An 11,986-nucleotide genomic window follows, 5' to 3' on the forward strand; every position below is an offset into this window, starting at 1 on the left:
ACCTGCGGCCCGCCCGACCGGATCCGCAGGCGCCTCCCGCTGCCCGCAGCAGCGCGGCGGACGCGTCGCGTCCGCCGCGCTGCTGCGCACGTGCTCGTCGCTCCGCGATCGGCGCGGCACCGTCGCGGTTCACGGGCGGCTGCGGCCGGACAGTTGCGGCGTTCTCGGGCTCTGGCGCAGGCTCGCGACGAGCGCGTTGGGCTTGCCTGCCAGCTTGCCCGCCATGTAGCGCCCGAACCCGGGCAGCCGGGTCAGTGCCAGCATCGCCCGCCGCAGCCACAGGTCCCGCCGGGACCCGGGCAGGAACCACCGCGCGGTCGCGCGGCCGATTTCCTGCTTCTCGTCGACGACCGGTCGCCACAGCCGCTCGTAGTCGGCCAGCGCCGCCGGTACGGAATCCGCCCGGGCGAGCCGGTCGGCCAGCACGTACGCCCCGGCGATGGCCAGCGACGCGCCCTGCCCCGCCAGCAGCGACACGGCGTAGCAGGCATCGCCGAGCAGCACCACGCGTCCCGAGCTCCAGCGCGGCATGCGGACCTGCGCGACCTCGTCGTAGTAGATCTCCGCGGCCGGCGGGCACCGGTCGAGCACCTGGGGCACCACCCACCCCATGCCGCTGTAGGCCTCGAGCACGGCCGACCGCGGGTCGGCCGGAAGTGCCGGGTCCTGCGGGCGGTGCACGGCGAAGGCCGCCACCCGGCCGTCGCGCAGCGCGTAGCAGCCCACCTGGCGGTCGATGGTGTCGCTCAGGCAGAACCGCCCCCGCGCGGCCGCGTGGATCTGCGGCGCGTCGAAGGTGAACGCCGCGGTGTGGAACCCGAGGTCGCGCAGGAAGCGGGATTCCTCCCCGAAGACGAGCTCGCGCACCGAGGAGTGCACGCCGTCGGCGCCGACGAGCAGGTCGGCGGCGAGTTCCGTGCCGTCGTCGAGCTGGGCCCGCACCTCGCCGGCACCGTCGGTGACACCGGTCAGCCGGGCGCCGAACCGCAGGTCGACCGCCTCCGGCAGGGCTTCGCGCAGCACGCGCTCCAGATCGGGCCGCATGATGCTGCACAGCCGCTCACCGGCCACCTGCGCGGTGCGCATGCGGGCCCGGCGCCGGCCGCGGTCGTCGAAGAAGCACGCCTCCTCGACCCGGTAGGCCCGCTCGGCGATGGCGGGCAGCAGTCCCATCGCTTCGGCAGCGTCGTAGCCCGGCCCGAAGAAGTCGATCATGTACCCCTGCGGGCGCGGGCCCGGTGCCTGTTCGAGCACCACGGCCTCGCCGCCCAGCGCCGCGACCCGGTTCGCCAGGGCCAGCCCGGCGATCCCGGCTCCGCAGATGATCACTCGCATGTCCGCGCTCCCTCCTGCGCATCCGGTTCGACCAGCCGCAGCAGGACCTGCTCCGCACCGCCGAAACCGGCGCCGAGCCCGCGGTGCAGCAGCACCCCGTCGAGCGCGGCGAGCGCGACCGCGGCGGTCTCCTCCGGGGCCGGTACCTCGTGCGCGCGGAGCACGGCGGCGACCTGCTGGCGGATCCGGTCGAGCTCGCCGCGGACGCGCTCCCGCAGGTCCTCGTCGCGCGTGGCGGCGAGGTAGACCTCGACGAACACCAGCGAGGCCGGGTCGTCCCCGGTGTAGTCCGCCACGGAGGCGAACAGCGCGCGGATCACCTCGCGCGGACCGCGCGCCGCGTCCAGCTGCGCTGCGGTCTCGTCGAGCACCTGCCGGATGAGCGCGGTGACGGCCTGGTGGAGCAGGTCCTGCAGCGACGGGAAGTGGTAGTGCACCACGCTCGGGGTCACGCCGGCGCGCTCGGCCAGCACCCGCGTGCTCACGGCCGACCAGCCCCGCTCCGGGACGAGCTCGACCGCGGCTCGCAGCAGCCGCTGCCGCACCGCGCTTCCCCGTTCCGCCGCCGGCGATGTCACCGCTGCCACCTCCACCGGGCCGCCGTTCCGGCCAGCCGTTCGGCTCGACCGACCTGACCAGGCGACCTGAACGATCGTCCTGTACGACTGACCTGATAATAGCGCGCGCAGCAGCGCACCGCCAACCCGGCACGGGTGGGAAGAGGTTCCGGCGCTACCGCTCCGCGGTTCCCGAGCCCCGCTGCAGCACGCGCGCCGGCTGCTCGTCCGGCGGGAGCACCGGGCGGAGGACGTGCTCGCTCCGCGCGACTACCGCACCACGAGGACCGGGCACTTGGCGTGGTGGACGAGCTTCGAGGCCACCGACCCGACCATCATCCCGGTGAACGCGCCGTGCCCCTGGTGGCCGAGCACGAGCAGGTCGACCTGCTTGGAAGCGACGACGAGCTCGTCGACCGGGTGCCCGCGCAGCAGCCGCGGCCGGAGGTCGACGTCGCTGAACTCCTCGCGCAGCGGCTCGACGACGCCGTCGAGCCCGCTGCGCGCCTGCTTCTCCAGATCCCCTTCCGAGGAGGGCAGGCGGTAACCGAGCTGCACCGGCTGGTGCCACACGGAGATCGCGTGCACGATGCCGCCAGTCCCTCGGACGTACTGCGCCGCCCAGCGGAGGGCCTGGGCCGACTCGGGGGAACCGTCGATGCCGACGCCAACGGTCTGCGGAACCATGCGAACTCCTTCGTGCAGCGACCGGTGCACCCCGGTTCCGGGGCGCACCGCGGCGGGGACCCGCCGCGGGCGTGCAGCATAGGTCAGCTGATCAGCGCGCGCGAGGGTCCGCCTGCGGTGCGCCTGCCGGTGCGCGCGTCCCGGGACGCACTCCCGGGGTGCTGCGCCGATCGCGCCGTGAGCGCTCCGGGGGCGGCTCCGGGCCCAGCGGGTCAGCGCGCCCGCGGCCTACACCGCGGCGAGCTGGTCCACCGCGGTCACGTGCACGACGGCGTAGCCGACCTCGTCGCACTCGGCGAGGTCGACCTCCGCGCTGATGCCCCAGTCGTGGTCGCCGGCCGGATCGGCGAAGATCTGCCGCACCAGCCACCGCTGCTCCTCCTCCGTGATGAGCAGCAGGTGCGGCCCGCGGGCGTCGGCGCCGGTACCGATCTCGTCGTGCTCGGCGAAGTAGTCCTCCAGCGCGGCGGCCCAGTCGTCGGCGCCCCAGCCGTCGCCACCGTCCAGTTCGGCCAGTTCGTCCCAGCGCTGCCGCGCGCACAGCTCGACCCGGCGGAACATCGCGTTGCGCACCTGCACGCGGAAGGCCCGCTTGTTGTCGGTGACGCGGGCGGGCGGCTGCGCATCGGACTCGACGGTGCCGCCGACGTGGGCCTCGGCCTCGTCCTCGGGATTGCGCAGCTTCTCCCACTCGTCGAGCAGGCTGGAGTCGACCTGGCGCACGAGTTCGCCGAGCCACTCGACGATGTCGGTGAGCTCCTCGGTCTTCTCCACGTCGGGCACGGTGTGCCGCAGCGCCTTGTACACGTCGGCGAGGTAGCGCAGCACGAGCCCCTCCGACCGCGCCAGCCCGTAGTGGCGGACGAACTCGACGAAGTTCATCGCCCGCTCGTACATGTCGCGGACCACGGACTTGGGTTTGAGCTCGTGCTCACCCACCCACGGATGCCCCTTGCGGTAGGTCTCGTAGGCGGCTTCGAGCATCTCCTCGAGGGGCTTGGGGTGGGTGACCTCCTCGAGCTGCTCCATGCGCTCCTCGTAGTCGAGGCCGTCGGCCTTCATCCGCGCGACGGCCTCGCCGCGCGCCTTGTACTGCTGCGCGGACAGCACCGGCCGCGGGTTCTCCACTGTGGACTCGATGGTGGAGACGACGTCGAGCGCGTAGCTCGGCGACTCCTCGTCGAGCAGTTCGATCGCGGCCAGCGCGAACGGCGACAGCGGCTGGTTGAGCGCGAAGTCGAACTGCAGGTCCATGGTCAACCGCACGCGCCGCCCGCTCCCGTCGGGCTCGTCGAGCTGCTCCACCACCCCGGCGGCGAGCAGGGCGCGGTAGATGGCGATGGCGCGCAGGACGTGCTTGCGCTGCGCGGGCCGGTCCTCGTGGTTGTCGGTCAGCAGCCGCTTCATCGCGGTGAACGCGTCACCGGGGCGGTTGATGACGTTGAGCAGCATGGCGTGGTTGACCGAGAAGCTCGACCGCAGCGGTTCCGGTTCGGACTCGACGAGCTTGTCGAAGGTCTTCTCGCTCCACGACACGAAGCCTTCCGGCGGCTTCTTGCGCACCACCTTGCGCTTCTTCTTCGGGTCGTCGCCGGCCTTGGCCAGCGCGCGCTCGTTCTCGATGACGTGCTCCGGCGCCTGGGCGACGACGAATCCCGCGTCGTCGTAGCCCGCGCGCCCGGCGCGGCCGGCGACCTGGTGGAACTCGCGGGCCTTGAGGTGGCGGGTGCGCTTGCCGTCGAACTTGGTCAGCCCCGTCAGCAGCACGGTGCGGATGGGCACGTTGATGCCCACGCCGAGCGTGTCGGTGCCGCAGATGACCTTCAGCAGCCCCTGCTGGGCGAGCTGCTCGACCAGCCGGCGGTAGCGCGGCAGCATCCCCGCGTGGTGCACGCCGATGCCGTGCCGCACCAACCGCGACAGCGTCTTGCCGAAGCCCGCGCTGAACCGGAAGCCGCCGAGCGCCTCGGCGATGCGGTCGCGCTGCTCGCGGCCGGCGACCTTGACGCTCATCAGCGCCTGCGCCTGCTCCACGGCCTGCTTCTGGTTGAAGTACACGACGTAGATCGGGGCCTGGTGACCGCCGAGCAGTTCCTCGATCGTCTCGTGCAGCGGCGTGGTGGCGTAGCGGAAGTGCAGCGGGACCGGCCGCTCCGCGGAGCTGACCACCCTGGTCTCCCGACCGGTGCGGCGGGTGAGGTCGTCCCGGAAGAACGAGACGTCGCCGAGCGTGGCCGACATGAGCAGGAACTGCACCCGCGGCAGCTCCAGCAGCGGCACCTGCCACGCCCAGCCGCGCTCCGGCTCGGCGTAGAAGTGGAACTCGTCCATGACCACCTGGTCCACGTCGGCGTCCGCGCCGTCGCGCAGGGCGATGTTGGCGAGGATCTCCGCGGTGCAGCAGATGATCGGCGCGTCCGCGTTGACGCTGCTGTCGCCGGTCATCATGCCGACGTTGTCCGGACCGAAGGTCTCGGCGAGCGCGAAGAACTTCTCCGAGACGAGCGCCTTGATCGGCGCGGTGTAGAAGGTGCGGCGGCCGGTGGCCAGGGCCGCGAAGTGCGCTCCGGTGGCGACCAGGCTCTTGCCGGATCCGGTGGGCGTGGACAGGATCACGTTGGCGCCCGTGACCACCTCCATCAGCGCTTCTTCCTGCGCCGGGTACAGCTCGACGCCCTGCTCGGCGGTCCACGTGGTGAACGCGTCCAGCAGGGCGTCCGGATCGGTGTCGGCGGGCAACTGGTCGGTCAGCGTCATCGTGCAGGAATCGTCCCCGGTCAGCTTCGGCTCCGCGCACCCGGGGTCGCGGCCGCCTCCCCGCGCCCTCCGGGTGCGCAGGACTCGCCACGGGTGGTGACCTGCGGGGAGAATCGGGGAGCAGCAGTCCCGGCGAGGGAGGAGCGTCGATGACCGACCGAACCGTGCTGTTCGTGGGCGGCCCGCTCGACGGCCGCCGGCAGGAGCTGCGCGAGTCCGAAGCCAGCAGCGGCCGTGTGTTACGTCACATCCACCTGCACGACGGCCCGAAGATCGTGACGCAGTACGAACTGCGCTACACCCCCGGCGACGGCTGGGAGTACCACTTCCGCGGCCCCGCACCCGAGAACTAACCCCCGGGCAGCGCGCTTGCGCCGGGAACAACGCACACCGGCCGCGCGGGCATCCCGCGGCCGTACGGGTGGGGCGCGGCTCACAGAACTGCGCACTTCCCGGCGCGCTGCCGCCGCCTACCATCACAGCCATGGTGACGCACTCAATGTCGAGCAGCGGTCCCGCGGACCGCGCCCCCGGACTCGCGCTCGGCGCCGAGTTCGGCGCAGCGACGCGCGCCGAGTGGCGCGAGCAGGTCGCGGCGGCGCTGCGCAGGACCGGGCAGCTCAGCTCCTCCGCCGCGGCGCCGGAGGCCCCGGAGGAGCTGCTCGCCACCAGCACCTACGACGGCTGCACGCTCCAGCCGCTGTACACCGAGGCCCCCGAGCCGCCCGGGACGCCGGGGCTCTCCCCGCACACCCGCGGAGCGCGGGCGCAGGGGTGCGTCACCGAGGGCTGGGACGTGCGCCAGCACCACGGCCGGCCCGATCCGGCCGGCGCCAACGAGGAGATCCTCACCGACCTGCGCGGCGGGGTGACCTCGCTGTGGCTGCGCGCGGGTTCCGCCGGGCTGCCCGTCGACGGGCTCGCCGACGCCCTGGCCGACGTGGAGCTGGGCATGGCCGGGATCGTCCTCGACGCCGACCACGAAGCCCCGGCCGCGGCGGAGGCCCTGCTGCAGCTCGCCGCCGACCGCGACGTGCGCCCCAGCGCGATGACCGGCAACCTCGGGCTCGACCCGCTGGGCGCGCAGGCCCGCACCGGCCGGCCCGGTGACCGGGAGGCGGCGGTGGCGCTCGCGCGCCGCTGCGCCGAGACCCACCCGGGGATGCGCGCCTTCGTCGTCGACGCCCTGCCGTACCACGAGGCCGGCGGCTCGGACGCCGAGGAGGTCGGCGCCGCCCTGGCGGCGGCGGTGACCTACCTGCGCTGGCTCACCGAGGCGGGCGTGCCGGTCGATGCGGCCGCCGGGATGCTGGAGTTCCGCTTCGCCGCCACCGCCGACCAGTTCGCCACCATCGCCAAGTTCCGCGCCGCCCGGCGCCTGTGGGACCGGGTCGCCCGCGCCTGCGGCCTGGCCGGCGCGGCGCAGCACCAGCACGCGGTCACCTCGCCGGCGATGCTCACCCGCCGCGATCCGTGGGTGAACCTGCTGCGCAACACGATCGCCACCGTCGCCGCCGGACTCGGCGGTGCGCAGGCGGTGACGACGCTGCCGTTCGACGCCGCGCTGGGCCTGCCGGACGCGTTCGCCCGCCGGCTGGCGCGCAACACCCAGGCCGTGCTGCTGGACGAGTCGCACCTGGCCCAGGTCGTCGACCCCGCGGGCGGGTCCTGGTACGTGGAGTCGCGCACCGCCGAGCTGGCCCGGCAGGCGTGGAGCCGGTTCCAGGAGGTCGAGGCTGCCGGCGGGTGGCCCGCCGCATGGGACTCCGGGCTGCTGGCCGAGCGCCTCGAGTCCTCCTGGCAGGCCCGGGTGGAGGCGTTGGCCCACCGCACCGCCCCGATCACCGGGGTGAGCGAGTTCCCCGAGCTGGAGGAGGAGCCGGTGCAGCGCACCCCGGCACCGCCGCAGCCGGCGGGCGGGCTGCCGCGGCACCGCTACGCGGAGGACTTCGAGGCGCTGCGCGACGCGGCCGACGCCGCCCAGCAGGCCTCCGGGCAGCGGCCGGCGGTGTTCCTGGCGACGCTGGGTTCGCTGGCCACCTACACCGCGCGGGCCTCGTTCACGCGGAACCTGCTCGCCGCGGGCGGCCTGGCCACCACCGAAGCCGGGGCCACCGAAACCACCGAGGAGGTGGTCGCGGCCTACCGGAGCTCCCCCAGCCCCGTGGTGTGCCTGTGCTCCTCGGACGCGACCTACGCCGAGCGCGCGGCCGAGACCGCGCGGGAGCTCAAACGCGCCGGCGCCGCGCACGTGCTGCTGGCCGGGAAACCGGCCGAGCTGCCGGACGGCGTCGACGGCTGCATCTTCTCCGGTTGCGATGCGCTGGGCGTGCTGCGCGCGGTCCAGCGCGAGTTGGGAGTGGCGTGATGAGCCAGCGAACCCCTGTGGACCCGCAAACCCCGATGACCCGGCAGATCCCGAACTTCGCCGACGTCGACCTGGATTCGCCCGCCGCGGCGGAGGCGCCCGAGGCGTGGAGCGCCGCCGTGCTGGCCGAGACGGGCAAGGCGCCCGACGCGCTGCAGTGGGAAGCGCCCGAGGGCATCGGCATCAAACCGCTGTACACGGCGGCCGACACCGAGCAGCTGGACTTCCTGGGGACCTACCCGGGGCTGCCGCCGTACGTGCGCGGGCCGTACCCGACGATGTACGTGAACAAGCCGTGGACGGTGCGCCAGTACGCCGGCTTCTCCACGGCGCAGGAGTCGAACGCGTTCTACCGACGCAACCTGGCCGCCGGGCAGAAGGGCCTGTCGGTGGCCTTCGACCTGGCCACGCACCGCGGCTACGACTCGGACCACCCGCGGGTGTCCGGGGACGTGGGCATGGCCGGTGTGGCGATCGACTCGATCTACGACATGCGGCAGCTCTTCGACGGCATCCCGCTGGAGAAGATGAGCGTGTCGATGACGATGAACGGCGCGGTGCTGCCGGTGCTGGCGCTGTACATCGTCGCGGCCGAGGAGCAGGGCGTGGCTCCGGAGAAGCTGGCGGGGACCATCCAGAACGACATCCTCAAGGAGTTCATGGTCCGCAACACCTACATCTACCCGCCGCAGCCGTCGATGCGGATCATCTCCGACATCTTCGCCTACACCTCGGCGAAGATGCCGAAGTTCAACTCCATCTCGATCTCCGGCTACCACATCCAGGAGGCGGGCGCGACGGCCGACCTGGAGCTGGCCTACACGCTGGCCGACGGGCTGGAGTACGTCCGGGCCGGGCGGCAGGCCGGGTTGGACATCGACTCGTTCGCCCCGCGCCTGTCGTTCTTCTGGGGCATCGGGATGAACTACGCGATGGAGATCGCGAAGCTGCGCGCCGCCCGGCTTTTGTGGTCGAAGCTGCTGGGGCAATTCGACCCGCAGGACGCGAAGTCGCTGTCGCTGCGCACCCACTCGCAGACCTCCGGGTGGTCGCTGACCGCGCAGGACGTGTTCACCAACGTCGTCCGCACCTGCGTGGAGGCCATGGCCGCCACCCAGGGGCACACCCAGTCGCTGCACACCAACGCCCTCGACGAGGCACTGGCGCTGCCGACGGACTTCTCCGCGCGCATCGCCCGCAACACCCAGCTGGTGCTGCAGCAGGAGTCCGGCACCACCGACGTGATCGACCCGTGGGGCGGCAGCTACTACCTGGAGCGGCTCACCCAGGACCTGGCCGAGCGGGCCTGGCAGCACCTCACCGAGGTGGAGGAGGCCGGCGGCATGGCCGCCGCCATCGACGCGGGCATCCCCAAGCTGCGCATCGAGGAGGCCGCCGCCCGCACCCAGGCGCGCATCGACTCCGGCCGCCAGCCGCTGATCGGTGTGAACAAGTACCCGTTCCAGGGGGAAGAGCCCGTCGACGTGCTCCAGGTGGACAACGCCCGGGTGCGCCAGGAGCAGGTGGACAAGCTGCAGCGGCTGCGCGCCGAGCGCGACGGCGAGGCCTGCTCCGACGCGCTGCGGCGGCTGACCGCGGCCGCCGAGGCCGCGGTGGACGGGCAGCGGCCGGACGACCTGGAGCACAACCTGCTGACGCTGGCGGTGGACGCGGCCCGCGCCAAGGCGACCGTCGGCGAGATCTCCGATGCGCTGGAGGCGGCGTTCGGCCGGCACTCGGGCCAGGTGCGTACGATTTCCGGTGTGTACCGCGAGGAGTCCGGCCCGACCCGCTCCCTGGAGAGCGCCCAGTCCGAAGTGGACGAGTTCGCGGCCGAGGAGGGGCGCCGCCCGCGCATCCTGGTGGCCAAGATGGGCCAGGACGGCCACGACCGCGGGCAGAAGGTGATCTCCACCGCGTTCGCCGACATCGGCTTCGACGTCGACGTCGGGCCGCTGTTCCAGACCCCGGGCGAGGTCGCGCTGCAAGCCGCCGAGTCCGATGTGCACATGGTGGGCGTCTCCAGCCTCGCCGCGGGGCACCTGACGCTCGTGCCCGCGCTGCGCGAGGAGCTGGACGCGGTCGGCCGCTCCGACATCATGATCGTCGTCGGCGGCGTGATCCCGCCGGCCGACCACGAACCGCTGCACCAGGCCGGGGCGAGCGCCGTGTTCGGCCCGGGCACCGTGATCGCCGATGCGGCCCGCGACGTGCTGGTGCAGCTGCGCGCGCAGCTCGCCGGCGGGTGAGTCCGCGGGCTGCTCCTGCCGCGCGGCGCCCGGCGCCGGCCCCGGCCGCGGCGGGCCGTCGCGGCCGCGCACGCACCCCACTGGTGAGGTGAAACAGCTCCATGCCCCGTTCCATCGACATCGGCGAGTACGCCGACGGCGTGCTCGCCGGGTCGCGCACGATGCTCGCGCGGGCGATCACGCTCGTCGAGTCCACCCGCGAGGACCACCGCCGACAGGCCCAGGAGCTGGTCACGCGGCTGCTGCCGCGCAGCGGGGGTGCGCACCGCGTGGGCATCACCGGCGTGCCCGGTGTCGGCAAGTCCACGTTCATCGAGGCGCTGGGCGGCATGCTCACCGGTTCCGGGCACCGCGTCGGCGTGCTCACCGTCGACCCGTCGTCGACGCGCACCGGCGGCAGCATCCTCGGCGACAAGACGCGCATGAGCGCGCTGGCCAGCGATCCGCACGCGTTCGTGCGCCCCTCCCCCTCGGCGGGCACGCTCGGCGGCGTCGCCCGGGCCACGCGCGAGACGATCGTGCTGCTCGAGGCCGCGGGTTACGACGTGGTGCTCGTGGAAACCGTCGGCGTGGGCCAGTCCGAGGTCACCGTGGCGGGCATGGTGGACTGCTTCGTGCTGCTCAGCCTCGCCGGGGCCGGGGACCAGCTGCAGGGCATCAAGAAGGGCGCGCTGGAGCTGGCCGACATCGTGGCGGTGAACAAGGCCGACGGCGAGCAGGCCGACCGCGCGCGCAAGGCCGCGCGCGAGCTGCGCAGCGCGATGCGGATGCTCACGCCGGCGAATCCGACGTGGACACCTCCGGTGCTCACCTGCAGCGGCCTGGAGGGGTCCGCTGTGGACGCCGTGTGGGAGAAGGTGCGCGAGCACCGCGCGGCGCTGGCGGACAGCGGCGAGCTGGACCGCAAGCGCAGCGAGCAGCGCGTGGAGTGGACCTGGAGCCTGGTGTCCGAGCAGCTGATGGGCGAGCTGACCGCGCACCCGCGGGTGCGCGCGATCCTCGGCGAGGTCGAGGAGCAGGTGCGGGCGGGGCGGATCCACGCGGGCACGGCCGCCCAACGGCTGCTCGACGCCTTCCGGCAGGATTGACGCATGCTCGTCGAAGTGGACCCCGACTCCCCCGTCGTCCCGTTCGAGCAGCTGCGGGCGGGCATCGCCGAGCGGATCAACGACGGCCGGCTGCCGGTGGGTGCGAAGCTGCCCACGGTGCGGGCCCTGGCCGCGGAGACCGGCGTGGCGGCGAACACCGCGGCCCGCGCCTACCGCGAGCTGGAGCAGGCCGGGCTGATCGAAACCCGCGGGCGGTCCGGCACGTTCGTCGCAGCGGCCGAGGACAGCAGCCGGCGCCGCGCGGCCGAGGCGGCCGCGGAGTACGCGCGGTGGGCGCGCAGCTTGGGACTGGACCGGCAGCAGGCCGGCGACATCGCCACCGCGGCCCTGGACGCCGAGTGGGGCCGTTCCTGAGACCGCTCAGCTGCGCCCGCGCACGCGCCGCCGCAGCCACGGTTCGGCGGGCAGGCCGAAGAACGCGCGCACGCCCGCCTCGTGCAGCAGCCCGAGGGTGGAGCCGAGCGCGAGGTTGATCACGAGCGTGGCCCAGGCCTGCATCTTCAGCGCGTTGTACAGCGAGCCGATGCTGATGGCGGCGAGCACGAGCAGCACCATCCGCGCCCAGCGCTTGCCGCGCGGCAGGGCCAGCGCCGCGGGCACCGCCAGGGCGGCCTGGACCAGGGTGACCACCAGGGCGGTGAGCGTCACCGGTGTCGCGGCGAGCACGACGAGGTAGAGGCTGCTGAGCACGGTCAGCGCGGTGCCGATCAGCCAGATCCACTGCGTGGTGCGCACGTGGCGCGGTACTGCCGGGGCCTCGGCGGAGGCGGGTGCGGTCATGGCGGGTCCTCCCTGTTGTTCGCGGTGCTGCTGCCTGCGCTGCGATCAGCGGCTGCGCGCCGCCGCAGTCTGCCGCACGATCTCGTCCGACCACGTTCGGGGGATGTACCGGACGCACTGGGTGTTGAACCGGCGTCCAGGATG

The 11,986-nt window shown here is 73.4% G+C and carries 10 protein-coding genes; 5 read left to right on the top strand and 5 right to left on the bottom strand.

The annotated features are described in order from the left end of the window. Positions 1–129 precede the first annotated feature (129 nt). The 4 genes from ACVGV0_RS16920 to ACVGV0_RS16935 form a co-directional block, all read right to left on the bottom strand. Entirely contained in the window at positions 130–1,335 is a 1,206-nt protein-coding gene (locus ACVGV0_RS16920; protein WP_459156659.1) for an FAD-dependent monooxygenase, read from the bottom strand. Further along, positions 1,326–1,913, bottom strand: coding sequence for a TetR/AcrR family transcriptional regulator (locus ACVGV0_RS16925; RefSeq protein WP_459156660.1), 588 nt, complete (start codon positions 1,911–1,913; stop codon positions 1,326–1,328). The genes ACVGV0_RS16920 and ACVGV0_RS16925 overlap by 10 nt, the downstream gene beginning before the upstream one ends. A 249-nt stretch (positions 1,914–2,162) precedes the next feature. Continuing rightward, positions 2,163–2,579: a universal stress protein gene (locus tag ACVGV0_RS16930; RefSeq protein WP_459156661.1), complete on the bottom strand. Its 417-nt coding sequence runs from the start codon at positions 2,577–2,579 to the stop codon at positions 2,163–2,165. Between the two features lie 228 nt (positions 2,580–2,807). After that, complete coding sequence (locus tag ACVGV0_RS16935; protein ID WP_459156662.1) at positions 2,808–5,336, bottom strand: DEAD/DEAH box helicase; 2,529 nt, start codon at positions 5,334–5,336, stop codon at positions 2,808–2,810. 149 nt (positions 5,337–5,485) lie between these two features. Here ACVGV0_RS16935 and ACVGV0_RS16940 point away from each other — a divergent pair, with 149 nt between their 5' ends. The 5 genes from ACVGV0_RS16940 to ACVGV0_RS16960 all read left to right on the top strand — a co-directional run bounded on the left by ACVGV0_RS16940 (position 5,486) and on the right by ACVGV0_RS16960 (position 11,416). Continuing rightward, positions 5,486–5,689 carry a hypothetical protein gene (locus ACVGV0_RS16940; protein ID WP_459156663.1) on the top strand — a complete coding sequence of 68 codons (204 nt, stop codon included), beginning with the start codon at positions 5,486–5,488 and terminating at the stop codon, positions 5,687–5,689. Positions 5,690–5,820: 131 nt separating this feature from the next. After that, entirely contained in the window at positions 5,821–7,704 is a 1,884-nt protein-coding gene (locus ACVGV0_RS16945; protein WP_459156664.1) for a methylmalonyl-CoA mutase subunit beta, read from the top strand. Beyond that, positions 7,704–9,953, top strand: coding sequence for a methylmalonyl-CoA mutase (gene scpA / locus ACVGV0_RS16950; RefSeq protein ID WP_459156665.1), 2,250 nt, complete (start codon positions 7,704–7,706; stop codon positions 9,951–9,953). Before ACVGV0_RS16945 ends, scpA begins: the two co-directional genes overlap by 1 nt. Before the next feature lie 101 nt (positions 9,954–10,054). Then, positions 10,055–11,041 carry a methylmalonyl Co-A mutase-associated GTPase MeaB gene (meaB, locus tag ACVGV0_RS16955; RefSeq protein WP_459156666.1) on the top strand — a complete coding sequence of 329 codons (987 nt, stop codon included), beginning with the start codon at positions 10,055–10,057 and terminating at the stop codon, positions 11,039–11,041. Between the two features lie 3 nt (positions 11,042–11,044). Next, positions 11,045–11,416: a GntR family transcriptional regulator gene (locus tag ACVGV0_RS16960; protein WP_459156667.1), complete on the top strand. Its 372-nt coding sequence runs from the start codon at positions 11,045–11,047 to the stop codon at positions 11,414–11,416. A 6-nt stretch (positions 11,417–11,422) separates the two neighbouring features. Here the strand turns inward: ACVGV0_RS16960 and ACVGV0_RS16965 are convergent, their stop codons facing one another. Then, entirely contained in the window at positions 11,423–11,842 is a 420-nt protein-coding gene (locus ACVGV0_RS16965; RefSeq protein WP_459156668.1) for a hypothetical protein, read from the bottom strand. Between the last annotated feature and the right edge of the window lie 144 nt (positions 11,843–11,986).

It is taken from the genome of Salinifilum ghardaiensis, assembly GCF_054491345.1.